Origin of the sequence: Dyella sp. S184 (assembly GCF_009766065.1) — a bacterium.
Classification (GTDB): Bacteria; Pseudomonadota; Gammaproteobacteria; order Xanthomonadales; family Rhodanobacteraceae; genus Rhodanobacter.
This window is the reverse complement of the sequence record NZ_LMUE01000002.1, coordinates 199,995-225,927: the sequence shown is the minus strand read 5'-3', so window position 1 is coordinate 225,927 and position 25,933 is coordinate 199,995. Positions and strand designations below refer to the sequence as shown.

The following is a 25,933-nucleotide window of genomic DNA, read 5'->3' as shown; positions in this document are numbered from 1 at the left end:
ATGATCTTGATTAAGCGGTATGGGCACCGTCGACGGAGTTGGGACGTCATGGAGAGGCCTCGGATCAATGGACGTTTGGCAAGACATCAATTTGCGTTCATGCAACCTGGTTTCCCTCAGCGGGATCCTGCAAGTCTGCATGATGGATGTCGTACTGCTGGATGCCCGCAGCGCATGGGCTACTGTCGACTCCAAAGTACTGAATGGGGCGATCTTCTGCGGCGGTGAAACCAACTTTTCGTTCCGCGGGCGCTTTGTGTTGCCGGTGAACTGGTGTCTGATCGGCCACATCCACTACACGCCTGAGGCTAGTTGGTGTCATGGCACGTCTCTTCGATCTGGCATGGCGTTCACCGTTCTTCCCGAAACCGTAAGCGATTTTATGCTGTGCGCCGGCAGCCAAATCAGTATGTTGCTGGTGCCGCTTGAACGGCTGCAACGGAAGTTAGCCGAACTTGTGCCGCACCAAGCCGAGATTCCGGCGCAGCTGCTGTCGCTGTTCAACCTGTCGAGCGAGCGACCACTGGCACAGGAGTTGCGGGCGCAGTTCGAGCGGATCCGCCAATGTCTGAGCTGTGATCACTCCCATGCGCGCGCACAGATTCCGCAGGGTGACGATATCGAGGTGTTGCTGGGCAGCCACCTGCTGGCCGGTCTGTCCGTGCGTGCGGAGGATCGTCCGCAGTGTTCGCACGGGCGTCGCACTCGTTATCTCATCGTGCAGCGCGCGGAGCAATTCATGTGCGCCAACATGCGTCATGACATCTATAGCAACGAGGTTTGTACCGCGATCGGGGTGAGTGAACGCGCGCTGCGTTATGCATTCGACGATCTGCTTGGCATTTCGCCGATTCAATATCTGACGATGCTGCGACTCTGCACAGCCTGCAAGAACCTTTCCCTTTCCGACATAAGCCGACATTCGGTGAAATCGGTGGCGCTGAGTTGCGGACTGTGGGATCTGTCTCGTTTCGCTGGTCACTACCGCGACTTGTTTGGAGAGTTACCGCGGGACACCCTGATGCGAGCACCATCGTAGATTGCGTCCATGTCCGCGGCCTGAAGTTGCGACGCGTCCGCTTTGGCAAACCCGTTTTCCATCACCCCTCTTGTGGCACGTATCAACAAATGCGTGCCAGCAGGTTTGTGTGCCGTGCGGCCGTCCATAACTGGAGTACATCGGCGCAACAGTTGTTGAGAGTGATGACCTCCGCGCGAACGATTGCCGCATTTGTGCACGCGCTTGCCGCATTCGCCCTACGCATTGCCAAATACGCGTAGTGCCATGCCGATTTAGTCCATAGGCAGTATGCGCAGTGCTCTCTAATGAATACGGGGCGCCTCAGTAGATTGTGGCGCGTGTTCAATCTCACCGCGTGTTGACTAGGTTGTGCTGGTCCTATCGGGATCTGCCAACAGTCAGGGGGCAACAATGAATCACATCTATCGTCTCGTTTGGTGTACATCCCGCAACGCACTGGTCGTTGCTTCCGAATTGTCGTCATCGAAGCACGGGTCGTGCACGTCTGCTTCTGTTGGAGCCAGCGGGGTCGCGAGGCTCCTTGGCATGCTTTTGCTGAGCGCGAGTTGCTGCGTCTACGTGGCTACCGCACAGGCTCAATCCGGCAATGACACAAAGTCGGGACAGCCATTGCCGGTTGCGACGGCCGCCGCCACAGCGGCCCCTGCGGTTCAAGCTGCCGGATCCAAGGCTACTGCTGCGGCTCAGCTAAAGCTTCAGAAGGCTCTTGTCACAACAACTCTAGTTACACCCACGCTGGCATCGCCACTCGATGACGTTCCGAGCGGTGACTATCAGACACAGAATTGGTCGCCGAGCGCGATCCCCATGTCAAGCTCGATGTCCAGTCCGACGGTTTTGCCCATGTTTTCTATGCCGTCGGCTGCGGTACCCCTGGCCACCCCGCTCGATCTGCCGGTGGGTTATGTTCCGGCGCCGGTACCGGGCGCGGATCCCAGCGGTCAAATCGTCGGCAATGGCCTCATTCCGTATTCCGGTTCGACGCAAGGATTTCTAGTCACGGGCTCCGTATTGGGCATACTCAATCCCACGCCTGGCTATGTGTCCAATGGTGGTCTGCATGTGTCCACTGCCAACTTTGAACAAGGCTATTCCACGCTCAGTGCGCTTGGATTGCCTTTGCTCAACCTGACCGCGGCCGGACTGCCGCTTGTTTCAACCGGCGGCAACTTTGTCGGCCAAACTGGCATCAACTCGAATCTCACCCTGGTCGGCGCCTCGACGTCCAACAGTTATATCTACAACATCAACAATGGTGCGCCCAACGGGCTGCTCGGGCTCATACTTCCTGGTGCTGCTCCAGCTTGGGCAGCCCAATGCCTGAACGTCGCGGGCCTCGTCACAGAATCCTGCTGGGGCGTGAACGCCGCGCAGAACAATCAAGTGCTAGTGGGTGATGGCGCGACGGCGAACGGCTCGGAGGAAGTAGTGATCGGCACCAACGCCAGTCACACGTTGCCGCTCGTGAATGCCAATACGGCGTTTCCCGGCGACGGCACCCTGACCAGCCCGACCGATCCTGAGGGCGTGCCGGATGCTGACTACGCGGCGCGTCTCGGGCATTCGGTCGTGATTGGCGACAGCGCCTCGGGCACGGCCAATGCACAGACCATTCTTGGCGCAAATGCTACTTCGGATCAGATCAACAGCGTGGCACTGGGCTTTGCGTCCATTGCCGACCGCGGCCCGGTGACGGGTTACCTTGCCCCCGGTCTCGGCGGCGTGCTGCAGAACTCGGCCGGCGAGGTATCGATCGGCTCACCCGGTCTGGAGCGTCAGATCACCAACGTGGCTCCGGGTAGTGCGCTTACCGACGCGGTCAACGTGGCGCAGTTGGAAGGCGTGGGAGCGCTGGCGGCCAACTCGGTGCAGTACGACGATCCCAGCGACACGATCGTGACCCTGGCTGGTCCGACCAGCACGGATGGCGGCGTGACCGGAGGCACCACGATCACCAACCTGCACCAGGGCGCGCTCAGCGCCACCAGTACGGACGCGGTGAACGGTGCGCAGCTGTTTGCGACCGACAACAGCATCACCAATATCAATAACACTGGCACGAAGTATTTCCAGGCCAACTCGATCCTGGCTGGCGCGGATGCCAGCGGCGCCAACAGCGTAGCGGCCGGTCCATTGGCCAACGCCGGAGGTGTCAGCAGCGTGGCCATGGGCAATGGCGCCACCGCTGCCGGCGACAACGGGCTTGCGCTCGGTGCGGGAGCCGACGCCAGCATGGCCAACAGCATTGCGTTGGGCAACGGTTCGACCACGCTGGTCGGCGCACTCACCAACTACACGGCCTACGGCCTGACGGCGCTGCAGAGCTCGGCCGGTGAGGTCAATATTGGCAATCGTCAGATCACCGGTGTGGCGGCCGGTTCAGCGGCCGACGACGCGGTCAACGTGGCGCAGTTGGAGGGCGTGGGGACCCAGGTTCAAGCGGTGAACAACCTGGCAGTGAAGTACGACGCCGATGCCTTGGGTAATCCAACCAACACGGTCACGCTGACAGGTGACAATAGTGGTGCGCCGGTCGGTATTACCAACTTGGCGGTTGGCGCCGAGACTGCTACCAGCACGGACGCGGTGAACGGTTCCCAGCTGTGGCACTGGACCCAGGACCCCACCAACATCTACAGCAATTACAGCCTGTACAACGATTTCATCAATGCTGCTCCGGGCACTAACGGAGGTGTGAAGTACTTCAACGTCAACTCGACCTTGGCTAACTCGAGCGCAAGCGGTGCCAACAGCATAGCCATCGGACCGGTGGCCGCGGCAAGTGGCACCAACAGCGTTGCTGTGGGCAATGCGGCCACGGCTACGGCGAACAATTCGGTGGCGATCGGTGCGGGATCGGTGGCCGATCGCGATAACACCGTGTCGGTGGGTGCCGCCGGGAACGACCGGCAGATCACCAACGTGGCTGCTGGTACCGAGACCACCGATGCAGTGAATGTGGGGCAGCTCACGTCGTCGGTGGCTGCATCCACTGCCGGTAACGTACGTTATGACACCAACTCGGATGGTAGCGTCGATTATAGCAATGTGAGCTTGGGCAATGGCACGGGGAACACGATGATTCACAACGTGGCTCCCGGAACCGCAGATACCGACGCAGTCAACGTGAGTCAATTGAATGGGGGCGTCCAGCAGGCTGAAAACTGGGCCGCTGCGTATACCAACGGACAGGTCCAGCAGGCGAGCCATCAAGCCAATGCCGGCATCGCGGCTGCCATGGCCATGGCGGGGCTTCCGCAGGCGTACGAGCCAGGAAAGAGCATGGCGTCGGTTGCAGCCGGCACGTTCCGTGGCGAATCCAGTCTTGCGGTCGGCATTTCAACCATTTCCGAGAATGGTCGCTGGGTCTACAAGTTGACCGGATCCACCGACAGTCGCGGCGATACGGGTGTGGCGATCGGTGCTGGCACGCAGTGGTGAATGGTGAGGCTTCGCGCGCGATTTCCTTGGGCCAAGATTGAAGAAGGGGCATAAGTCATGCAATTACTTACAGGGTGTAGAGGGGCAGTGTTGCCGGCGGTATTGGCGGGACTGATGCTGACGGCAGGCTGCGGCACGATGCATGGGCAAGCGCCGTCTGCCGGTGCCGATGATGGCGGGAGTATTGCGTTTCCCGATCCGGCACATGCGAGCAGGCCTGAGGGGACGTTCGTCAATCTGGAAAACCTGCGGAATGTAGCCCCCGGCATGACCAAGGATCAGTTGTATGCGTTGCTGGGTGCGCCACATTTCAGCGAAGGTGTGTTTGGCGTGCGGAAGTGGAACTACATCTTTGACTTCCGAAAACCCGAGGGCGGTGACGGTTTCTTCCGCTGCCAATACCAGGTGGCATTCGACAAGGATCACCTTGCCAGTGGGTTCTACTGGAAACCGGAGGCATGCAAGTCCGTGCTTGAAAGGCTGGTGCCAACTGTCGTCGCGGCGCCGCTGCCGCTGCCGCAGCAAGAGTCCATGCATCTTGCCCCCATGCGCCTGGCATCCGATGCGTTGTTCGATTTCAATCGCGCAGAATTGAAAGCACAAGGGCGCGAGCAGCTTGACGATTTGCTGCAGAAAATACGTTCGGCCAGCCAGGTCGAGGACATCCTTGTCATCGGCTATACCGACCGTATCGGCAGCGACAGCTACAACCTCGCGTTGTCACAGCGTCGGGCCGATGCCGTGCGCAACTACCTTGTCGCTGGAGGTGTGCCGACCACGGCCATACGTGTGGACGGTCGCGGCAAGGCGGATCCGGTCGTGCAGTGCTCGAACGCCGTGCGCCCCGAGCTGATTGCGTGCCTGGCACCCAATCGTCGAGTCGAGCTGAATGGGGTGGCTCGACTGCAATCCTGATACGGCGAGTCTGCCGTGATCGGCACCGTGGGCGACACACTGGTAATTCGTGTCGATACGCAACGTACTCTAATCCCCCTGTAGCGCGAAGCCACCACGGTGCCGATCACGGCAGACTTGCCAAGCAGCAGTCGCAACCGTTTCAGTCGCAAGCGGCGTTCATAACTCCGGCAGCACAAGCGATTCCTCATGTGACATGAACCGATGGCCGTTGGGCGCCTCCATCAACCACCAGCGGTCGCGTACCAACCCGGCACGACGGGCGCCCAGGCCCTCCAGTCGGGCCGCCTTGGCTTGCAGATCATCGGCTTCGATGTTCAGGTGAATGCGACTGACGTGATCCACCTTCTGCAGAAGTAATGATGTGTTCATCCGCGGCGGTCTGCAGCTCGGCGTATTTTCCGTCACAACCCTGATCGGCTTGGGCGATCGATTTGCCCGGGGCGTGGCTCCAGAACTTCGTCGCTGCAACGAGATCGTCGGTGTAGCAGTCGATGACGATGGTACTGAGCCTGCCGTGATGCATGGGGCGCCTCCCGGGTGAGAGTTGGGAGCACTCGTCTGCACCTTAACGCGCAACGTGATGGAGTGCGAGAATACTCCCCATGTTTCCGCTCAAATATCTCCAAGCCTACCCCGCTGCGTTACAGGACAAGGTGCGGCAGCTGATCGCGCAGCAGCGCCTGGGCGAGCATCTGGCGAAGCAGTATCCGGATCGCCATGCGGTGCAGAGCGACAAGGCGCTCTACACCTATACGATGGATCTGAAGCAGCAATACCTTAAAAACGCACCGGTCATCGACAAGGTGCTCTACGACAGCAAGCTCGACGTGGTGCAGCGCGCGCTGGGTCTGCATACCGCGATCTCGCGCGTGCAGGGCAGCAAGCTCAAGGCGAAGAAGGAAATCCGTGTGGCCGCACTTTTCAAGGCCGCCGCACCGGAATTCCTGCAGATGATCGTGGTGCACGAACTGGCGCATCTGAAAGAACAGGATCACAACAAGGCGTTCTACCAGCTATGCACGTACATGTTGCCGGATTACCACCAGCGAGAATTCGACCTGCGCATGTACCTGACCTGGCGTGAGCTTCCAGCAACGGTCAACGCAGACAACCGGAGTGACAATGGATAGTGCAGCGCTGCAGAAATACCTGTTGCGATTGTTCGAGCGGCACGATGTCGAGCTCGAAGCAGACGAGGATGGCTGGCTGGTCACCGATGACGATTTCCCCGCGATTCGTGCCGAATGGCATGAGGGCAGTGCGGGTGAGCCGGGTCGCCTCGATGTCGACGTGGTGCTGAGCGAGGAGCGCCGCATTGAGGAGAGTTTCGCCGGTATCGGCAACGGTGATGCCGGTTGTCGCGATGCCTTGCATACGTTCGAGCAGAATGCCTTCCATCTGCTGCTGGCCGCCTGCTGGTACGTCACCGACGACCGCAAGATGCGGATCGCCGCATGGGAGATCGGCGTACGCACGTGGGACGTATTCATCGGCCCGTTCACGTTGCGTGGTGCCGACGAAAGCATCGCGGCCATTTCATCGGAGGCGCTGGAAGCCATCGAGGCTGCATTGAAGCGTGAAGTGCTGGCACCGGAGCTGCATTGGCTACGGCTGGTGCACCAGCACGGGACGGACGGCAATGCGCGTTGCGAAGCGCTGCTGGACAACGAACCCTGGACCGCGGGAACGCTTGCGCTCGATTCCGTCGCGTGGCCGCTGAGCGTGCGCGACTACAGCGCCCGTTGTTTCATGCTGCTGGACGTGCGCGACTACTGAGCTGCGACTGAAAACAAACAGGGCGCCCGAAGGCGCCCTGTTTGTTGATGCATGACAACTCGGTTCAGTTCGGCCGCGCCAGATCGTCGAGCATCGCCTTGAGGAAGCGCGCAGCTTCACCGCCGGTTGCGGCGCGGTGGTCGAAGGTCAGCGACAGCGGCATGCGGCGATGTACTTCGATGCCGCCGATCACGGCGACCACGTCGTGGCTGAGCTTGCCGGCGCCGACGATGGCGACGGTCGGCGGCACCACGACTGGGGTCGCGTACCTACCGGCGAACATGCCGAAGTTGGACAGGCTGATGGTGTAGCCGGACAGCTCCGACGCCGGGATCGAACGATCCTCGACCTGCGTACGCAGGCGCTTGATCGCGGCGCGGATGCCGGCGCCGTCGAGCACGTCGGCGTTGCGCAGCGCCGGCACGAACAGGCCGTCGTCGGTATCCACCGCGATGCCGATGTCGACATGCGGATGCAGGGTGCGAGTGAGGTTCTTGCCGTCGAACCAGGCGTTCAAGCCCGGCACTGTCTTGCAGGCAAACACGATCGCGCGGATCAGGCGGGCGGTGATGTCCTGCTTGCCGATCCAGGCGTGCAGGTCGGCGTCGTCGACCAGGGTGGTCGGCACGACCTGGGCGTGGGCGTCGGCCATCACGCGGGCCATGTTGCGACGTACACCTTTCAACTGTTCCGGTTGGCCACTGGCCTGCTGCGATGGCGGCGCAGTACGCACCGGCTTGCCAGCGAGCGAAGTGGTGGTGCGCGCCTGCTCTTGTGGAGCATGGCCAGGCTGCGGCAGCTCGGGCGCCAGATGACGGCCGGCGGAGGCGGGCACGCCACGCGCCGGAGCGGCCCCGAGCGCGGCCGAACCGTTGGCGGCGGCGTCCTTGACGTCCTTCATGGTCACCACGCCATCGGCGCCACTCGGATGCACGCGGGTCAGGTCGACCTTGAGCTTCTTCGCCAGCGCGCGTACGGCAGGCACGGCCTTCACGCCGCCGATGCTGGCGGCCTGTTCGACGTGCACATGACTGCCGCTGACCATCGCGCCGACCACGGTGCCTTCGTCCTCGCGCGCCGCGACAGTCTCTTCGACTTCGCCACCTTCATCCGAAGCGACCACCTTGTGACTGTCGTCCGCGGCCGGGCTGCCGACACTTTTCTTCGGGCCATGCTGGTGGCCTGTATCCTGCGATTCGGCGCGCTGCTTGGCATTCGCATCCGGTTCGAACTCGGCCAGCGCGGAGCCGGTCTCGATGATGTCGCCAGTGGCGCCGTGCAACTTGGTCACTTTACCGGTGTACGGCGAGGGCACGTCGACGACCGCCTTGGCGGTCTCCATCGAGCACAGCGGCGCGTCGAGCTTGATGCTGTCGCCCACCTTCACGTGCCACTCGACGATGGTGGCGTCGGGCAGGCCTTCGCCAAGGTCGGGCAGGTAGAACGTCTTGATATCAGCCATGGGATCGGGTCCGTTGAAGGTTAGCTGGCGGCCAGGGTGCGCTTGGCGGCGTCGACGACGCGCTCCACGCTCGGCATGTATTTCATTTCCAGGCGGAACAGCGGGATGTGCGTGTCGAAACCGGTGACGCGCTCGACCGGCGCGAGCAGGTCGTACATGCACTCCTCGGCCAGGCGAGCGGCGATCTCGGCGCCGAAGCCAGCCGTCTTCGGTGCTTCATGCACGATCACGCAGCGGCCTGTTTTCTGTACGGATTCAGCAATCGTGTCGAAGTCCAGCGGGGTCAACGTGGCGACGTCGATCACTTCGGCGCTGATGCCTTGCGCAGCGAGTTCATCGGCAGCTTCCAGCGCTTCCTTCACCTGCGCGCCCCAGGTCACCAGGGTCACGTCGGTGCCATCGCGCAGCACGAAGCACACGTCCAGCGGCAATGCCTCGCCATCGTCCGGCACCTCTTCCTTGTACTGGCGGTAGATGCGCTTCGGTTCGAAGAACATCACCGGATCCGGATCGCGGATCGCGGCCAGCAGTAACCCGTAGGCGCGCGCTGGCGAGGACGGCATCACCACGCGCAGGCCGGGGATATTGGTGAACAAGTGCTCGTTCGCTTCGGAGTGATGCTCCGGTGCGCGGATGCCGCCACCCCACGGCGCGCGGAACACCGCCGGCACGGTGAGGCGGCCGCGGGTACGGTTGCGCATGCGTGCAGCATGGCAGGCGATCTGCTCCATCATCGGATAGATGAAGCCTTCGAACTGCGCCTCTGCAACCGGCTTCATGCCCTGCACGGCGAGACCCACCGTCACACCGGCAATCGTGGTTTCGTCCAGCGGCGTGTCCAGCACGCGCAGCTCGCCGAATTTTTCCTGCAGGCCCTGGGTGGCGCGAAATACACCGCCGTTGAGGCCGACATCCTCGCCCAGCACCATGACGCTGTCGTCGTGGGCCATTTCATAAGCGAGCGCCTGGGTGACGGCTTCGATAAGAGTGATTTGTGCCATGAGTCAGTGGCCCTTGTTTTCAAGCGAGAGGACGTAATCGCGCTGCTTGGCGAGATCGGCGGGGACTTCGGCGAAGATGTAGTCGAACATCGCCGAGACCGGCTGGGTCTTGGTCTCGAGGTAGGCGTTCACCTCGTTGTCCATCCACTCGTCGCACTCGGCCTTCCAGGCCTCTTCCTTCGCGTCGTCCCACACGCCCTTGGCCACCAGCCAGTTGCGCAGGCGCTTCATCGGCTCCTTTTCCCAACCGTCCTTCACTTCCTGCTCGCCGCGGTAGCGGCGGGCATCGTCGGCGGTGGTGTGATCGCCGAGGCGATAGGTCACCGCCTCGATCACGCTGCCGCCCTTGCCGCTGCGCGCACGCTCCAGCGCATCTTCCATCGCCTTGCGCACCGCGATGATGTCGTTGCCGTCCACCTGGATCGAGAACAGGCCCGCAGCGATACCCTTCTGCGCCAGCGTCGGTGCGCCGGACTGGATCTTGCGCGGCACCGAAATCGCCCACTGGTTGTTGACGATCACCGCGACCAGCGGCAGGTTCTGCGCACCGGCGATGTTGATCGCGCCGTAGAAGTCGCCCTTGGACGAGCCGCCGTCGCCGATCGTGCACACCGCCACGCGCTTCTCGCCGCGGATCTTGAACGCCAGCGCGGAACCCGCCGCATGCAGGCACTGCGTGGCGATCGGCACCGACCAGGCGAAGTCGTGGCGTGCCGGTTCCTTCTGGTAATCGTTACCGCGCTCGTCGCCGCCCCAGTACATGTAGACCTCGCGCGGCTGCACGCCGCGATACAACTGCGCGCCATATTCGCGATAGCTCGGCGCGTACACGTCTTCGGGTCGCATCGCGCTGCCGATGCCGACATGCGCGGCTTCGTGGCCGAGGCAGCTGGCGTAGGTGCCGAGCTTGCCGGTGCGCTGCAGTGCGATCGACTTGGCGTCGAACACGCGGGTCGACAACATCAGCTTGTACAGCTCGACCATGTGGCCGAGGTCCTTGGCGAATTCAGGCAGATCGTCACGGACCTGCTTGCCCTCGGCATCGAGGTATTGCAGGTATTCGATTTCAAACTTGGCGGCGATGGTCACAACTCGCTCCGGGGTGAGGAAGAGAGGGGGTAAGCATGGAACACGGCATTTTACCGAGGGTCGGTGAAGGCCGTATGTCCGGATAAGACCGCGCTTGATAACAGGCTGGCATGTTGCACTGCAAGGTACAGTGCAGCATGCGCGGGCGTACGGGATGACCTGCGACAACCGCTAAAATGACCAATTTTTGCAGGATGGCGAAGCCGCATGAGCGACAACCAGCGTGATATCGAGGCAGGCATCCAGACGGACCTGAATGGGCAGATGACCTACGGTGGTTACCTGCACCTGGATACGCTGCTGTCGGCGCAGCAACCGTTGAGCCAGCCACCGCATCACGACGAGATGCTGTTCATCGTGCAGCACCAGGTGGCCGAGTTGTGGATGAAGCTGCTGATCCACGAGCTGAAGTCTGCCGTGGCGCACTTGCAGGTCGATGACATCGACGCATGCCTGAAGATCCTGGCGCGGGTGAAGCAGGTGCAGCGCCAGCTGTTCGAGCAGTGGGCCGTGCTGGAGACGTTGACCCCGTCGGAGTATCTGGAGTTCCGCGGCGTGCTGGGGCCATCATCCGGTTTCCAGTCGTTGCAGTACCGGCAGATCGAATTCCTGCTCGGCAACAAGAATGCAGCGATGCTAAAGGTGTTCGCGCACGATCCGGTCGCCCAGGCCGATCTGCGTGCGGTACTGGAAGCGCCGAGCCTGTACGACGAATTCCTGCGCTATCTGAGCCGCCGTGGCCATGCGGTACCGGCGATCCTGTTGCAACGCGATTGGACCCAGCCCTACCAGAGCAACCAAGCGCTGCTGCCGACTTTCAAGCGCATTTACGAAGGCCGCGCGGATTTCTGGCCGGAATACCACATGTGCGAGCAGCTGGTGGACGTCGAGGAGAGTTTCCAGCTGTGGCGTTTCCGTCACATGAAAACGGTGGAGCGAATCATCGGTCATCGCCGCGGCACTGGCGGATCGTCCGGTGTGAGCTTTCTGAAGAAAGCGCTCGACCTGGAATTCTTCCCTGAGCTGCTGGACGTGCGCACGGTGTTGGGTAACTGATCCGTACTGCGCTGTATTTGACGTCGCGCGCAGCCAGCGGTTACACCTTTCGAAGACTTCACGACTTCAGACCGCACGCGATATACCGGGCTGAGGCTACCTAGGGGAACCCATGAACCAGGCCATCGAGACGAGTGCCGCGCCGGACTATCCGCAGCTGCTCGGCCATCCGCGTCCGCTGTGGATGCTGTTCATGACCGAGTTCTGGGAGCGTTTCGCGTTCTACAGCGTGAGCTGGGCGCTAGCGCTGTACATCGTGGCGCAGTTCTTCCACGGCGATCCGTCCGGGCAGGCCTGGGCCAGTGGCATCTTCGGCGCCTACACCGCGCTGATCTATGGCACCGGCATCTTCGGCGGCTGGGTGGCGGACAAGCTGATCGGCTACCAGCGCACGATTCTGCTCGGCGCGGCGGTGATGGCGGCGGGTCTGTTCACGCTGATGCTGCCGCAGCGGACGATGCTGCTGCTTGGGCTGGCGCTGGTGATCGTGGGCGACGGCCTGTTCAAGCCGAACATCTCCTCGATGGTGGGACAGCTGTACGCGCGCGACGATGAACGACGCGACCGCGGTTTCACGCTGTTCTACATGGGTATCAACGCCGGCGCGTTTGTGGCGCCGTTGTTCACCGGCTGGCTGGCCAGCTATTTCACCGATACGCCGATGGAGCAGAACTACCGGGTGGTCTTCCTCGCCGCGGGCGTGGGCATGCTGCTCAGCCTGTTGTGGTTCTGGTTCGGCCGGCGCCAGCTCAAGGGCGTGGGCCGCCCGGCGCCGGGCGCGGAAAGCCGGTTGCGGGTGTTGTGGGTGCTGCTGGGCGTAATCGTGGCGGTGCCGGCGGTGTATTACCTGCTGTCCAGCGTGGGCCCCGGCGGCCTGCAGTGGTTGCTGGGCCTGCTGTTCGTGGCGGTGGCGGCGATGCTGCTGGTGGAGGCGGCGCGGCATGACCGCGTGCAGACGCATCGTGTTCTGGCGATGCTGATCATCTTCGCCTTCAACGTGCTGTTCTGGATGTTCTATTACCAGCTCGGCACCTCGTTCAATTTTCTGGCCGAGAACCTGGTCGACCGCAAGATGTTCGGCGGCTGGGTGTTCCCGGTGGGCTGGTTCCAGTCGGTCAGTCCGCTCGCGATCATCGTGCTGGCGCCACTGGTGACGCTGGTATGGGCATGGCTCAGCAAGCGCCGGTGCGAGCCGTCGATCCCGCGCAAGTTCGGCCTCGGCCTGATCTTCAACGCGCTGGGTTTCGCGGTGCTGGTGTACGCGCTGGCGCGCCTGCTCAGCTCCGCCGGATTGATTCCGTTCTGGCCGCTGGCGATGTGCTATGTGATGCAGACCGTGGGTGAGCTGTGCCTGTCGCCGATCGGCCTGTCGATGGTGACCAAGCTGGCGCCGCCACGGCTGGTCGGCGTGGCGATGGGTGGCTGGTTCATGTCGCTCGCGGTGGGCGGCAACCTGTCGGGGCTGGTGGCCAGCCGCATCAGCGGAGTGAGCGGCATGACAGCAGCTTCGGCGCTCTCCGGCTTCACCTTCAGCTTCTGGCTGCTGGCTGGGGCCGGCTTGCTGCTGTTGTTGATCTCGCCGCTGATCAACAAGTTGATGCACGGCGTGCGTTGATCGGCACGGAGGACACCGCAATGAGAGGGCGGCTCGCAGAGTGCTAGGTCTCAGCGCGTAACTGGTTGTAGCTTGTCGAGGATGCGCTCGAGCCATGCGCGCTCTTCGGCATCGAGTTTCGCCAGCACCTCGCGCTCACGGGCACGGGCCATCGGCGCCACTTCGTCGTGCATGGTCCAGCCCGCCTCGGTGAGGCTCAACACCGAGCGCCGCTTGTCATCGTCATGGATGCTGCGATGGACCCGTCCGGCTTCGACCAGCCGTGCCAGCGCGCGGCTCACCGCCACCTTGTCCATCGCGGTGCGCTCGGCCACCTCGCGGGCGGACAGGCCGTCGAAGCGGGCCAGTACCGCCATCACCCGCCACTCGGTCACCGAGATGTCATAGCGGCGCTGGTAGTCGTCGGCGATCGCCTGGCTGATCGTGTTGGACAGGATCGACAGCCGGTACGGCAGGAAATGCTCCAGCAGCAGCGGTGCGTGCTCGGCGGTGGCGGGGGCGGGGTGGCGCTTGGCAGGCATTGCGGCGATGTTCCTTGCAAATGGTTTCATATGTAACTATAACGTGGAACTTATCCCGATGGTGCCACGCTCCCGTGCCGACCATCGTGCACTGACAGACAGGAGAGCGCCATGAATGGCGTAATCGATATGAGGAGATTGCCATGAACGCCCAGCCGAACCTTGGCATGCAGGTCACCACCTTCGACAATCCGATGGGCATCGACGGTTTCGAATTCGTCGAGTTCGCCGCACCCGCGGGGCGCGCCGACGAGTTGCACGACCTGTTCAAGCGCATGGGCTTCACGGCCGTACTCAAGCACAAAACGCGGCCGATCATCGTGTACCGGCAGAATGGCGTGAACTTCCTGGTGAATGAAGATCCGGATTCGTTCGCTGCCGAGTTTGCTGGAAAGCACGGCCCCAGCGCCTGCGGTTTCGCGATCCGTTTCAAGAAGCCGTCCGATGAGGTGCTGGCCACGGTCCTTGGCAATGGCGGCGAGGCGGTAACCGACAAGGCCACCAGCAAGGCAGTGAATGCGCCGGTGGTGAAGGGCATCGGCGACTGCATGCTGTACCTGATCGATCGTTACGGCAGCGCCGGCAGCATCTATGACGCCGACTACGCGCCGATCGAAGGCGCCGATCAGAACCCGCAGGGTTTCGGACTGACCTTCATCGATCATCTGACCCACAACCTGTACTTCGGCAACATGCAGAAGTGGTCGGACTACTACGAGAAGCTGTTCAACTTCCGCGAGATCCGTTACTTCGACATCAAGGGCGTCAAGACCGGCCTCGTGTCGAAGGCGATGACCGCGCCGGATGGCGTCGTGCGGATTCCGCTCAACGAGTCGAACGACCCGAAGAGCCAGATCAACGAATACCTCGATGCCTACCATGGCGAAGGCATCCAGCACATTGCCTGCTTCACCGATGATATTTACACCACCGTGGAAAAGATGCGCGCGGCGGGTGTTGAGTTCCTCGACACACCAGATGCCTATTTCGAGGTGATCGACGTGCGCGTGCCGAATCACGGCGAAGACGTGCCGCGGCTGGCGAAGAACAAGATCCTGATCGACGCCGATCTGGAGACCAAGCAGCGCAAGCTGCTGCAGATATTCACCCAGAACGCGATCGGCCCGATCTTCTTCGAGATCATCCAGCGCAAGGGCAACGAGGGTTTTGGTGAGGGCAATTTCCAGGCGCTGTTCGAGTCGATCGAGCGCGACCAGATGAAGCGCGGCTTCCTGTAAGGATCTGTCCTCATGGCAACGATGGTCAGCAACGGTTACCAATCCGGCTTCGGCAATGAGTTCGCCAGCGAGGCGATCGCGGGTGTGTTGCCGCAGGGGCAGAACTCGCCGCAGCGGGTCGCGCATGGGCTGTATGCGGAACAACTATCCGGCACCGCATTCACCGCGCCACGGCACAGCAACCGGCGCAGCTGGCTGTACCGGATCCGTCCGGCGGCGGTGCATCAGCCGTTCGAGTCGCTGGAACATGCCACGTTCCATAATCGTTTCGACGAGGCACCGGCCACGCCGAACCAGCTGCGCTGGAATCCGGCGCCGATGCCGTCCCAGCCGACCGATTTTGTCGATGGGCTGGTCACGCTGGCAGGTAACGGTGGTCCGGGCGAGCAGGCTGGCGTGGGCATCCACGTCTATACGGCGAATCGCTCGATGCAGGGGCGGTTTTTCTACGACGCCGACGGCGAGCTGCTGATCGTGCCGCAGCAGGGCGCTTTGCGACTGGCCACCGAACTGGGCGTGCTGGACGTCGAACCGCAGGAGATCGCGGTGATCCCGCGCGGCATCCGTTTCCGGGTCGAGCTGCTGGGCGAAGGGGCGGCCGCTCCTGCGCATCCTGCGCATGCGGCACTTGCACATCCATGTGCGGCGCGGGGTTATATCTGCGAGAACTTTGGTGCACTGCTGCGCCTGCCGGATCTCGGTCCGATCGGCTCAAACTGCCTGGCCAACGCGCGCGATTTCCTGACGCCGCATGCGGCATATGAAGACGTCGAAGGCGCGTTCGAACTGATCGCGAAATTCCAGGGTGCGCTGTGGTCGGCGAAAATCGATCATTCGCCGCTGGATGTGGTGGCTTGGCACGGCAACTACGCGCCGTACAAATACGATCTGCGCCGCTTCAACACGATCGGCTCGATCAGTTTCGATCATCCCGATCCGTCGATCTTCACCGTGCTGACTTCTCCCAGCGAGCAGGAAGGCACGGCGAACGTGGATCTGGCGATCTTCCCGCCGCGCTGGTTGGTGGCGCAGCATACGTTCCGCCCACCATGGTTCCACCGCAATGTGGCCAGCGAGTTCATGGGCCTGATCACGGGTGTCTACGACGCCAAGGCCGAGGGTTTCCTGCCTGGTGGCGCGTCGTTGCACAACTGCATGAGCGGACATGGGCCGGATGCGGCCACGTTCGAGAAGGCGTCGGCTGCCGATCTGTCAAAGCCGGACGTAATCGGTGGCACCATGGCCTTCATGTTCGAGACGCGCAAGGTGATCCGGCCGACGCAACAGGCACTGGAATCACCGCAGCTGCAAGGCAACTATCACGAATGCTGGCAGGGCATCCGCAAGCATTTCAACCCGGGGCACGCATGAAGTCGTTACCGATCGCAATCGTCTGCCTGCTCACACTCGCCGGCTGCTCTGTGGAGGCGCCGCCCCCGGATGCGACCCAGGGTACGCACAAATCGACCATGACCCCCGCGCAGGTGCAGGCACTGCAGGCTCAGGAGACACTGGGCAGCTTCACCGGTTACGGCGCTACGCGCTTCGGGATGGATGAGGACGCATTTCGAACCGCGTGGCGGGCCGATCTGACCGGGTCGACCGATCCAGCGGGTGACTGCTCCTTGCTGCAGCCGACCTGGTACAAGCAACTGGCCGATTTTGACTTCATGTTCGAGCATGGCCACTTCGTGCGCTATGACGTGGGCACCCCGAAAGAGGTGGCGCCGGGTGGTGGCAGGGTCGGCATGAGTGTGGCGCAGATTCGCGCACTTTATGGTCCGGGCCTGCAGGTATCGCCGAGCAGTCACATGCAGAACGAGCAACTCCTCCGCATCGCGGATGGCAAGGGCCACGTGCTGATTTTTGAAACAGATACCGCCGGGAAAGTCAGCCAGTGGCGTGTCGGTATCCTGCCGCAGATCGATTACAAGGATGGCTGCATCATATGAGCGCAATCCCGGGAGCAAAGGCATGAAACTTGGCAGTCTCAAGGAAGGCGGCCGCGATGGCACGCTGATCGTGGTCAGTCGTGATTTGACGAAAGCTGTGAAGGCCAGTGCTATCGCGCGGACGTTGCAGGCTGCGCTGGACGACTGGTCCAACAGCGCGCCGCGACTGAATGCATTGTCTGACGAATTGAACGAAGGCAACGCCAGCGGCGCGTTTGCGCTGGACATGACGGCACTGGCCTCGCCGCTGCCGCGCGCGTATGAGTTCGTCGATGGTTCGGCCTACCTGCCACACGTCGAGCGCGTACGCCGTGCTCGCGGCGCCGAGGTGCCGAAATCGTTCTATACCGATCCGCTGATGTACCAGGCGACCAGTGCCGGTTTTCTCGGCCCGCGCGATCCGGTGGTAGTGCCGAGCGAGGAGTACGGCATCGATCTGGAAGCCGAAGTCATCGTGATCACCGACGACGTGCCGATGGCGGTGACGCCAGCGCAGGCGTCGGAACACATCCAGCTGGTCGGGTTGGTCAACGACGTGAGTCTGCGCGGGCTGATTCCGGGCGAGCTGGCCAAGGGTTTCGGCTTCCTGCAGTCCAAGCCGCGCTCGGCGCTGTCGCCCGTGCTGGTGACGCCGGACGAACTGGGTGATGCGTGGCAGGGCGACAAGCTGCATCTGCCGATGCGCACCTGGCTGAACGGCGCGTGGTTCGGCGAGGCCGAGTGCGGCGTCGACATGCAATTCAGCTTTGCCGAGCTGGTCGCGCATGTGGCGAAGACGCGGCCGCTGACCGCCGGCACCATCGTCGGCTCCGGTACGATCGCGAACGAGGACACCGGCAAGGGTGCGTCGTGCCTGGCCGAGCAGCGCACGGTGGAAACCCTGCGCGACGGCAAGCCGAGCACACCGTTCCTGAAGTTCGGTGACAGCCTGCGCATCGACATCACCGATGCGGGCGGCCACAGCATTTTCGGCGCAATCGAGCAGCGTATCGCGCCGTTGCGGTCCTGATCGGGTTCCGGGGCGCACGCACCCATGGATGCGCTGCATATTGGCGCGGTATCCTGAAGGGCCATGCATGACGGTGTAGCGACTGCCTTGCTACATCGCATGCCGTTCCCCACTCCAGCCGCAAAGGAATTCCCATGTCTCAGGTCACGCTCAAGGGCAACCCCATCAACGTTGACGGCAGCTTCCCCGCCGTCGGCGGCAAGGCGCCGGATTTCAAGCTGGTCGGCAACGATCTTGCCGATGTGCCGCTGGCCAAATTCGCCGGCAAGCGCAAGGTGCTGAACATTTTCCCGAGCGTCGATACGCCGACCTGCGCGATGTCGGTGCGCCATTTCAACGAATCGGCCAGCCAACTCGACAACACGGTGGTGCTGTGCATTTCGGCCGATCTCCCGTTCGCGCAGGCGCGCTTCTGTGGCGCCGAGGGCCTGGGCAACGTGGTGAATCTATCCACGCTGCGCGGGCACGACTTTCTGCAGCACTACGGCGTAGCGATCTCCTCCGGACCGCTGGCCGGCCTTGCTGCACGCGCCGTGGTGGTGCTGGATGAGCACGACAAGGTGATCCACGCCGAGCTGGTGGGTGAGATCGCAGATGAGCCGAACTACGACGCCGCGTTGGCAGTATTGAAGTAATTCCGCAGACGGGACGCTATGCGCTCCGTCTGGCTACGTGACGAATCTCCCGGCAACTGAAACGGACAATGCACGAGCGTTTCGGGCTACGCTGCTGGTAAAACATGACCAATAAAAAAGCCCGGGCAAGCCGGGCTTTTTCTTTCTGGAGAGGTAGCTTATTTGGCCGCGACGACCCGTACCATCTCCAGACACTTGTTCGAGTAGCCCCACTCGTTGTCGTACCAGCTCACCAGCTTGACGAAGGTGTCATCCAGCGCGATGCCGGCCTCGGCGTCGAAGATCGAGGTGCGCGCATCGCCGCGGAAATCGGTGGCGACGACCTTGTCCGTGGTGTAACCGAGGATGCCCTTCAATGCGCCTTCGCTCTGCGACTTCATCTCGGCGCAGATTTCCGCATAGGTGGCGGGCTTGTCCAGCTCGACGGTGAGATCGACCACCGAAACATCCGACGTCGGTACACGGAACGACATGCCGGTGAGTTTCTTGTTGAGCTCGGGAATCACCACGCCGACGGCCTTGGCGGCACCGGTCGACGAGGGAATGATGTTCTCGAGAATGCCGCGGCCGCCGCGCCAGTCCTTGTTGCTCGGGCCGTCCACCGTCTTCTGCGTCGCGGTAGCGGCGTGCACGGTGGTCATCAGGCCGCGCTTGATGCCCCACTTGTCGTTGAGCACCTTGGCGATCGGCGCCAGGCAATTGGTCGTGCAGCTGGCGTTGGAAACGATAGCCTCGCCGTTGTACTTCTTGTCGTTGACGCCGAACACGAACATCGGTGTGTCGTCCTTCGAAGGCGCCGACAGGATCACTTTTTTCGCGCCCGCGTCCAGATGCTTCTGCGCCGTCACCTTGTCCAGGAACAGGCCGGTGGATTCGATTACCACGTCGGCGCCCACGTCGCTCCACTTCAGCGCCGCCGGATCGCGTTCCTGGGTCAGGCGAATGGTCTTGCCGTTGACCACCAGGTTGCCGCCTTCCACTTTGACATCACCCTTGAAACGGCCATGCACCGAGTCGTAGCTGAGCATGTAGGCCAGATAGTCCGGCTCGAGCAGGTCGTTGATCGCCACGATCTCGATGTCGTTGCCGAAATTCTGCACGGCAGCGCGCAGCACGTTGCGACCGATGCGGCCGAAGCCGTTGATGCCGACCTTGATGGTCATGAGGGGGCGTCCTCCAGAAGGGAATGAAAACGTGACCGCGACTAACGGCCGGCAAAACCGTGATTTTACAGCCAAACAGGGCCGGGCGCTTGATCATGCCCGGCGAGTTGATTGCGAGGATAAAGAGGCGGGTGATACCGCGCGCGTCGCGCGGGCAAGGCTTGCCAGCTCGCGGATCGGTTGTGGCAGACTTCAGCGATTCAGTTGCAGGAAACCTCAAGCATGTCAGCTACCCGCCGCCTCACCACCGCCTTGCTCGCCTGTCTGATCATTGCGCCCGTGCAGGCCTGGGGCCCACTCGGCCACAGCGTGGTGGCCGAACTGGCGCAACGGCATCTGAGCCCGGCCGCGGAGGCCGAGGTCGAGCGGTTGCTGGCACCGGATCACACCCACTCGCTGGCGGATATCGCTAGCTGGCCCGATCAGATCCAGGACGATCCGGCGCAGGCGGCGCTGTGGAAACAGACGCGTCCGCTGCATTACATCGATTTCCGTACCGGCGATTGCAACTACACGCCGCCACGCGACTGCAAGGACGGCCAATGCGTAGTCGCGGGGTTGCAGCACTACGTGGCCGTGCTGGGTGATCGCAGCCAGTCGGATGCGGCACGTCTCGAAGCGCTGAAATTCGTGGTGCATTTTGCCGGCGACATCCATCAGCCACTGCATGCCGGCTCGCGCGATGACAAGGGCGGCAATACCTACCAGGTGCAGTTCGAGGGCAAGGGAACCAACCTGCATCGGGTATGGGACTCCGGCTTGCTGAAGACCCGCGGCCTCGACTGGCAGGCGTATGCGCAGAGGCTCGATGCGCAGGGTCCGGTGTCGATGCCGCTGCCGATCGTGCCGCTCGACAATCCGTATGCGCAGTGGGCGGAAGAGTCCTGCCGGATCACGGCTGAAACCGGCTTCTATCCGGCTGACCACAAGATCAGCCAGGCTTATGTCGACGCCGAGTTGCCGGTGGCCGAAATGCGCCTGCGCGAAGGCGGCCGCCGACTGGCCGAGGTGCTCAACCTCACGCTTGAATGACATATCGACACGGCGCTCACGCGCCAGGCGTCTTGGTTATCGCAGTGGTCGGTTGGTGTTGTTGGTCGTGCCATGCGATGGTGCTGGCAATCCCGATATCTTGCGGCGAGCGTAGCGACTAAACGTGGTTCTGTTAGGCTCTGGCGAGGACTGCCAAACTAGTGAAGCAATGACTACCGATAGCCAAATGCGCCGCACCAAGATCGTCGCCACCCTGGGTCCCGCCACCGATGTTCCCGGTATGCTCGAGAAGTTGATCGCCGAAGGCGTCAACGTGGTTCGTCTCAACCTTTCGCATGGCGTGCCTGATGATCATCGCGCGCGCGCCAATGCAGTTCGTGCAGCCTCGACTGCCGCCGGCCGCGAGGTCGGCATACTGGCCGACCTGCAGGGACCCAAGATCCGCATCGAGACGTTTGCGAACGGGCCGGTGGAGCTGGCCGACGGCGCGTTGTTCGTTCTCGATTGCCGCCCGGATGCACCGGCCGGCGATGCCACGCGGGTCGGTGTCAGTTACTACGAGTTACCGCACGACGTGCACGCCGACGACGTGCTGTTGCTGGACGACGGACTGGTCGCGCTGACCGTGCTTGAGGTGGTCGGCGCCGAGGTGCGTTGTCGCGTACTCATCGGCGGCAAGCTGTCCAATCGCAAGGGCCTCAACCGGCAGGGCGGCGGCCTTTCGGTGACGGCGCTGTCGGACAAGGACAAGGCCGATATCAAGCTGGCTGCCGAGATCGGTGCGGATTTCCTTGCCGTGTCGTTCGTGCGCTCGGCCGAGGATATGCATCAGGCGCGTCGCCTGCTGCTCGAGGCTGGCGGCAGCGCCGCGCTGGTGGCGAAGATCGAACGCGCTGACGCGATCCCGGTGCTGGGCGAGATCATCGATGCCTCCGATGTGGTGATGGTGGCGCGTGGCGATCTCGGGGTGGAGATCGGCGATGCCGAACTGCCCGGTCTGCAGAAGAAGATCATCCGCGAATCGGTGCAGCGCAATCGCGCGGTGATCACCGCCACGCAGATGCTGCAGTCGATGGTGCGCTCGCCGATCCCGACCCGGGCCGAGGTGCTGGATGTGGCGAACGCGGTGATCGACGGCACCGACGCGGTGATGCTGTCGGAGGAAACCGCCGCCGGCGCGCATCCGGACAAGGCCGTGGCGGCGATGCGCCGGATCTGTCTCGGCGCCGAGCGCCAGTTCGAGCCGAAGGAAGACCTGACCACGGCGGCGCACCGGCTGGATCGTACTGACCAGGCGATCGCGCTCGCAGCGATGCTGCTGGCCGGCGAACTCGGTGTGCGCGCCATCGTGGCGCTGACCGAGTCCGGCGCCACCGCGCAATGGTTGTCGCGCTACCGTACGGCAGTCCCGATCTATGCACTGTCGCCACTGGCCGGTGCGCGTCGCCGCATGTTGATGCTGCGCGACGTGCAACCGGTCGAGTTTGTGGCGCACGTGGGCCAGAACTCGGCCGCCACCGCGCGCGCCGCAGTGCAGCAGCTATTCGCGCAAGGTCGCCTGAACGAGGGTGACCGCGTGGTGCTTACCCACGGCGACCATATGGGCCAGGGCGGCGGTACCAATACCCTGAAGCTGCTCTCAGTCGGTGCCGACGGCATGGTGGAGAGTCTGCGGGATCTCTGAGGCTGACGCACGGCTGTCCAACCGACTGGGTACTTGCCGCCAATGATGGGTATGACGATTACACTTTGATCCTTGACGTCCATCAGGTCCTGCACAGGAGATCGCCATGAAAACGATGTTTCGCCCGCTTCGCCAGGGCTTGTTGCTGGCATTGGCGCTGGGTTTTGTGGCACCGGTGCTGGCGCAGGATCAGGCACGCCAGATCGACCAGCAGGATCTCTATCGCTATTGGATCCAGATCAACCCCAAGGTGCAGATGGATGCGCCTAACAGCGGGCTGAATCTGGACAAGCCCGGCTGCGCCGCGGTGACCTACACGGTCGGCTCCGACGGTGTGCCGATGGATGTGCAGGTGGCCAAGCTGGTACCCAAGAGCGATCTGGGTCCGGCCGCACGCAGTGCGGTCGCCAATTTCCGCTACGGTCCATCGCTGAGCAATCGCATCGGCCAGCCCGTCGCCACTTATTACACGGTGGTGTTCAATGCGCCGGCCGACCCGGCGCAGCGCCAGCAGCTGATGGATGCGTGCAAGCTGCCCGGCTACGCGCCCTGAATCGGTATTGATTCGGCGCTCGCGAGAGCCGGCGCATCCGTTCGGCCAAACTGGCCTATAATTGACGTTTTGAACCGTGCCGTTTCGCATGCGAGGCGGCTTCAACCTTTGTGCTGGCGGAAGCCGCCCTCGCACCACGGAGTCGTCATGAGTATTGAAGATCTCGAAAGCATCGCCCTGGCGATGGTCGCGCCCGGCAAGGGCATCATCGCCATCGACGAGTCGACCAACACCATCAAGAAGCGTTTCGAGGCCGTCGGCATCGAGAACACCGAAGAAAACCGTCGCGCCTACCGTGAGTTGCTGCTGACCACGCCAGGCCTGAACGAGCACATCTCCGGCGCGATCCTGTACGACGAGACGATCCGCCAGTCGACCAAGGACGGCGTGCCGTTCACCCAGCTGATGAAGAAGCTGGGCATCATCCCGGGCATCAAGGTCGACAAGGGCCCGCAGCCGCTGGCCGGTTTCCCTGGTGATGTGGTTACGGAGGGTCTGGATGGCCTGCGCGAACGCCTGCAGGAATACGCCAAGCTGGGTGCACAGTTCGCCAAGTGGCGCGCGGTGATCAACATCAGCGAAGACAACCCCAGCTCCACCGCGATCGAGGCGAACTGCCATGTGCTGGCCCGCTACGCCGCGCTCTGCCAGGAAGCGGGCATCGTGCCGATGGTCGAGCCGGAAGTGATCATGGACGGCGACCACAGCATCGAAGTCAGCTACGAGGTGCACGAAGCCGTGCTGCGCAGCCTGTTCAATGCGCTGTACGAGCAGAACGTGATGTTGGAAGGCACCATCCTGAAGGTCAGCATGGTCATCCCGGGCAAGGACTCGGACGAGCAGGTCGATGTCGAGGAAGTGGCCGAGGCCACCGTGCGTGTGCTCAAGACCACCGTGCCGGCTTCGCTGCCGGGTATCGTGTTCCTCTCCGGCGGCCAGAGCGACGAGCAGTCCACCGCGCATCTGAATGCGATGAATCAGATCGGCCCGCATCCGTGGCCGCTGTCGTTCTCCTACGGTCGCGCCATGCAGCAGGCGGCGTTGAAGCTGTGGGCGAAGGACATGAAGGCGAACTACGCCGACGCGCAGAAGACCGTGCATGCCCGCGCGCGTGACAACGGCCTGGCTGCACTGGGTCAGTGGAAGGGCTGATCGAGCCGAAGCGCATCCTGCGCACGATCCGGGATCCGGATGCATTGAGTAAAAAGAACGGGCGCCTCGCGGCGCCCGTTCTCGTTACAGAGCATGGGTCAATCGATCAGAAGCGGTATTCCGCGCTGGCCGAGACCATGTCGGTGCTCAGGTCGACGTTGTGCTTCTTCGCGTCGAAGTAGTCGTAGTTCAGGCCGACACTGAGGTTGCTGGTGATGTTGTAGCCCACACCCACGCCGCTGTACCAGCTGTTGTCGCTCAGGCTCTTGTTGACCGGGTTGACGTCATTGCTCATGCCGTGACCGGTCCAGCTATAGAGGCCGGCGCGACCGCTGAGGTACCAGTTCGGGCTGAGATCCAGATGGGCGTTGGCACCAGCGGTCCAGCCATGCAGCTGGGACTTGCCCGGGGCGATCACCGACTGGCTGTTGAAGATGTTCTTGGCGCGGATGTTGCCCAAGTCGTTGTAACCCACTTCGCCACCCAGGGAGAAGTTCGGTGCCAGCGCCCAGCGGTAACCGCCATTGAGTGCATAGCCGGTGTCGTGGCCATTGTCGTACGGACCCTGATCGATGGCGGTGCGGCCGACATTGCCGTTGACGAACCAGCCGCCGTTGTCAGCCGGTGCGTTCTGCGCGAAGGCAGCAGGAATGGCGAGTGCGCTGGTCGCAGCAAGGGCGACGGCAATAAGTGTCTTTTTCATGGAGATTCTCCTGTTATGACAAAAACGGTCGCCGGCCGGTTGGGGAAATGGGCGCGACGCCGGGTGTGGCCAAACCAGAGTTCGGCAAGCACTAAGCAGTTAGATGGAGTTGCCCCGAGAAGATTCAATACTTATTAGTATAGTATTAAGGGCTAGTTAAGTTTTGGGGCAAAACCATGATTCGTAAAAGGAAACGGGCGTCGTAACGCCCGTCTCTCGGTGCTGTACTTACGGGGAAGTCGCTGGTCAGAAGCGGTATTCCGCGCTGACGGTGTAGGCGCTGGTCTGCAGTTCGACGTCCCTGCCAGTGCCGTTGTAGTAGTTGTAGTTCAAGCCCATGCTCAGCTGCGGGGTGATGTTGTAGCCCACGCCTGCACCGGCGTAATACTGGGTGCGGTTGAACTGCTGGTACTGCGGGTTCGCGCTGTCGGTGAGACCCTGACCCTGGGCATAGAACGCGCCGCCGCGCAGTTCGCCATACCAGCTCGGGCTGATGTTGTAGCGAAGGTTCAGACCGGCGGTGGTACCGCGCAGCTTGGAATCGGCCGACGAATCACTCGACAGACCGCGTGCGGTGACCTGGCCCAGGTACTGGTAGCCCACTTCCACGCCCAGCGAGGTTGCCGGGTTGATCGCGAAGCGATAGCCGCCGGTGACGCCACCGGCGACAGCGCCGTTGTCGTACGGACCCTTGTCGATACCGGCATAGCCGGCATTGGCGGCGACGTACCAGCCCTGCTGGGAGGTGGGATTGGCGGCGTTCTGGGCGAAAGCGGCAGGAACGGCCACCAGGCCGGCGGTGGCAAGGGCAGCAGCAAGCAGAATCTTGTTCTTGTTCATCGGGGGTAATCCTCTTGTTTTGATCAGGCCGTGGCGCCTCGGGGAAAGGTGATGCCACGACTTTCGCGGCCGCCTGGTTAGGCGGTGCTT

25 protein-coding genes are annotated in these 25,933 nt (G+C 62.5%); 16 read left to right on the top strand and 9 right to left on the bottom strand.

The genetic code is table 11. From position 1 onward, the window contains the following. Positions 1–139 precede the first annotated feature (139 nt). The 3 genes from GSQ75_RS00970 (at position 140) to GSQ75_RS00960 (ending at position 5,398) form a co-directional block, all read left to right on the top strand. Positions 140–1,039: a helix-turn-helix domain-containing protein gene (locus GSQ75_RS00970; RefSeq protein WP_254058394.1), complete on the top strand. Its 900-nt coding sequence runs from the start codon at positions 140–142 to the stop codon at positions 1,037–1,039. 846 nt (positions 1,040–1,885) lie between these two features. Continuing rightward, a complete protein-coding gene (locus GSQ75_RS00965; RefSeq protein WP_254058393.1) occupies positions 1,886–4,483 on the top strand; it encodes a YadA-like family protein in 2,598 nt (865 codons plus the stop codon). Positions 4,484–4,540: 57 nt separating this feature from the next. Next, positions 4,541–5,398 carry an OmpA family protein gene (locus tag GSQ75_RS00960; RefSeq protein ID WP_158752679.1) on the top strand — a complete coding sequence of 286 codons (858 nt, stop codon included), beginning with the start codon at positions 4,541–4,543 and terminating at the stop codon, positions 5,396–5,398. A gap of 159 nt (positions 5,399–5,557) precedes the next feature. Here GSQ75_RS00960 and GSQ75_RS19320 read toward each other — a convergent pair whose 3' ends face one another. Both GSQ75_RS19320 and GSQ75_RS19315 read right to left on the bottom strand, forming a co-directional pair. Then, positions 5,558–5,770: a VOC family protein gene (locus GSQ75_RS19320; RefSeq protein WP_343160905.1), complete on the bottom strand. Its 213-nt coding sequence runs from the start codon at positions 5,768–5,770 to the stop codon at positions 5,558–5,560. Continuing rightward, positions 5,700–5,924: a hypothetical protein gene (locus tag GSQ75_RS19315; protein ID WP_343160916.1), complete on the bottom strand. Its 225-nt coding sequence runs from the start codon at positions 5,922–5,924 to the stop codon at positions 5,700–5,702. The genes GSQ75_RS19320 and GSQ75_RS19315 overlap by 71 nt, the downstream gene beginning before the upstream one ends. A 79-nt stretch (positions 5,925–6,003) precedes the next feature. Between GSQ75_RS19315 and GSQ75_RS00950 the strand changes: the two genes are divergently transcribed. Next, positions 6,004–6,531, top strand: a complete 528-nt coding sequence (locus tag GSQ75_RS00950; protein WP_158752678.1) for a M48 family metallopeptidase — start codon at positions 6,004–6,006, stop codon at positions 6,529–6,531. Next, on the top strand, positions 6,524–7,177 hold the full coding sequence (locus GSQ75_RS00945; protein ID WP_158752677.1) for a DUF6348 family protein: 654 nt from the start codon (positions 6,524–6,526) through the stop codon (positions 7,175–7,177). The genes GSQ75_RS00950 and GSQ75_RS00945 overlap by 8 nt, the downstream gene beginning before the upstream one ends. A gap of 64 nt (positions 7,178–7,241) precedes the next feature. On the opposite strand, the gene GSQ75_RS00940 is transcribed toward GSQ75_RS00945, so the two are convergent. Genes GSQ75_RS00940 through pdhA form a run of 3 tightly spaced genes read right to left on the bottom strand, consistent with a single transcriptional unit; the run spans position 7,242 to position 10,729 of the window. After that, on the bottom strand, positions 7,242–8,639 hold the full coding sequence (locus GSQ75_RS00940) for a dihydrolipoamide acetyltransferase family protein (RefSeq protein WP_158752676.1): 1,398 nt from the start codon (positions 8,637–8,639) through the stop codon (positions 7,242–7,244). A gap of 20 nt (positions 8,640–8,659) precedes the next feature. Beyond that, positions 8,660–9,640, bottom strand: coding sequence for an alpha-ketoacid dehydrogenase subunit beta (locus tag GSQ75_RS00935; RefSeq protein ID WP_077446003.1), 981 nt, complete (start codon positions 9,638–9,640; stop codon positions 8,660–8,662). Between the two features lie 3 nt (positions 9,641–9,643). Beyond that, a complete protein-coding gene (gene pdhA / locus GSQ75_RS00930) occupies positions 9,644–10,729 on the bottom strand; it encodes a pyruvate dehydrogenase (acetyl-transferring) E1 component subunit alpha (RefSeq protein WP_158752675.1) in 1,086 nt (361 codons plus the stop codon). Positions 10,730–10,936: 207 nt separating this feature from the next. Here pdhA and GSQ75_RS00925 point away from each other — a divergent pair, with 207 nt between their 5' ends. After that, positions 10,937–11,785, top strand: a complete 849-nt coding sequence (locus GSQ75_RS00925; protein WP_158752674.1) for a tryptophan 2,3-dioxygenase family protein — start codon at positions 10,937–10,939, stop codon at positions 11,783–11,785. A 112-nt stretch (positions 11,786–11,897) separates the two neighbouring features. Beyond that, the gene (locus GSQ75_RS00920; protein ID WP_158752673.1) at positions 11,898–13,400 is read left to right on the top strand and encodes an oligopeptide:H+ symporter; all 1,503 of its coding nucleotides are present in this window, start codon (positions 11,898–11,900) and stop codon (positions 13,398–13,400) included. A 50-nt stretch (positions 13,401–13,450) separates the two neighbouring features. Here GSQ75_RS00920 and GSQ75_RS00915 read toward each other — a convergent pair whose 3' ends face one another. Continuing rightward, a complete protein-coding gene (locus tag GSQ75_RS00915) occupies positions 13,451–13,921 on the bottom strand; it encodes a MarR family winged helix-turn-helix transcriptional regulator (RefSeq protein WP_158752672.1) in 471 nt (156 codons plus the stop codon). A 143-nt stretch (positions 13,922–14,064) separates the two neighbouring features. Between GSQ75_RS00915 and hppD the strand changes: the two genes are divergently transcribed. The 5 genes from hppD to tpx all read left to right on the top strand — a co-directional run bounded on the left by hppD (position 14,065) and on the right by tpx (position 18,755). Further along, positions 14,065–15,159, top strand: coding sequence for a 4-hydroxyphenylpyruvate dioxygenase (gene hppD, locus GSQ75_RS00910; RefSeq protein ID WP_158752671.1), 1,095 nt, complete (start codon positions 14,065–14,067; stop codon positions 15,157–15,159). Positions 15,160–15,171: 12 nt separating this feature from the next. Then, positions 15,172–16,530: a homogentisate 1,2-dioxygenase gene (gene hmgA, locus GSQ75_RS00905; protein WP_158752670.1), complete on the top strand. Its 1,359-nt coding sequence runs from the start codon at positions 15,172–15,174 to the stop codon at positions 16,528–16,530. Beyond that, on the top strand, positions 16,527–17,111 hold the full coding sequence (locus GSQ75_RS00900; protein WP_158752669.1) for a lectin: 585 nt from the start codon (positions 16,527–16,529) through the stop codon (positions 17,109–17,111). Before hmgA ends, GSQ75_RS00900 begins: the two co-directional genes overlap by 4 nt. A 22-nt stretch (positions 17,112–17,133) precedes the next feature. Then, complete coding sequence (locus GSQ75_RS00895) at positions 17,134–18,120, top strand: fumarylacetoacetate hydrolase family protein (RefSeq protein ID WP_158752668.1); 987 nt, start codon at positions 17,134–17,136, stop codon at positions 18,118–18,120. Positions 18,121–18,254: 134 nt separating this feature from the next. After that, positions 18,255–18,755, top strand: coding sequence for a thiol peroxidase (gene tpx / locus GSQ75_RS00890; protein ID WP_158752667.1), 501 nt, complete (start codon positions 18,255–18,257; stop codon positions 18,753–18,755). A 158-nt stretch (positions 18,756–18,913) separates the two neighbouring features. On the opposite strand, the gene gap is transcribed toward tpx, so the two are convergent. Next, entirely contained in the window at positions 18,914–19,918 is a 1,005-nt protein-coding gene (gene gap, locus GSQ75_RS00885) for a type I glyceraldehyde-3-phosphate dehydrogenase (protein ID WP_158752666.1), read from the bottom strand. Positions 19,919–20,140: 222 nt separating this feature from the next. On the opposite strand from gap, the gene GSQ75_RS00880 reads away from it, so the two are divergent. The 4 genes from GSQ75_RS00880 to GSQ75_RS00865 all read left to right on the top strand — a co-directional run bounded on the left by GSQ75_RS00880 (position 20,141) and on the right by GSQ75_RS00865 (position 24,300). Further along, positions 20,141–20,950: a S1/P1 nuclease gene (locus GSQ75_RS00880; RefSeq protein WP_158752665.1), complete on the top strand. Its 810-nt coding sequence runs from the start codon at positions 20,141–20,143 to the stop codon at positions 20,948–20,950. Positions 20,951–21,119: 169 nt separating this feature from the next. Continuing rightward, positions 21,120–22,595, top strand: a complete 1,476-nt coding sequence (pyk, locus tag GSQ75_RS00875) for a pyruvate kinase (RefSeq protein ID WP_158752664.1) — start codon at positions 21,120–21,122, stop codon at positions 22,593–22,595. 106 nt (positions 22,596–22,701) lie between these two features. After that, on the top strand, positions 22,702–23,148 hold the full coding sequence (locus GSQ75_RS00870; RefSeq protein ID WP_158752663.1) for an energy transducer TonB: 447 nt from the start codon (positions 22,702–22,704) through the stop codon (positions 23,146–23,148). Positions 23,149–23,295: 147 nt separating this feature from the next. Then, on the top strand, positions 23,296–24,300 hold the full coding sequence (locus GSQ75_RS00865) for a class I fructose-bisphosphate aldolase (RefSeq protein WP_158752662.1): 1,005 nt from the start codon (positions 23,296–23,298) through the stop codon (positions 24,298–24,300). A 106-nt stretch (positions 24,301–24,406) separates the two neighbouring features. Here GSQ75_RS00865 and GSQ75_RS00860 read toward each other — a convergent pair whose 3' ends face one another. Beyond that, positions 24,407–25,003 (bottom strand): porin family protein, encoded by a 597-nt coding sequence (locus GSQ75_RS00860; protein WP_174236680.1) that lies wholly within the window; start codon positions 25,001–25,003, stop codon positions 24,407–24,409. A 246-nt stretch (positions 25,004–25,249) separates the two neighbouring features. Further along, positions 25,250–25,843, bottom strand: a complete 594-nt coding sequence (locus GSQ75_RS00855; protein ID WP_158752661.1) for a porin family protein — start codon at positions 25,841–25,843, stop codon at positions 25,250–25,252. Between the last annotated feature and the right edge of the window lie 90 nt (positions 25,844–25,933).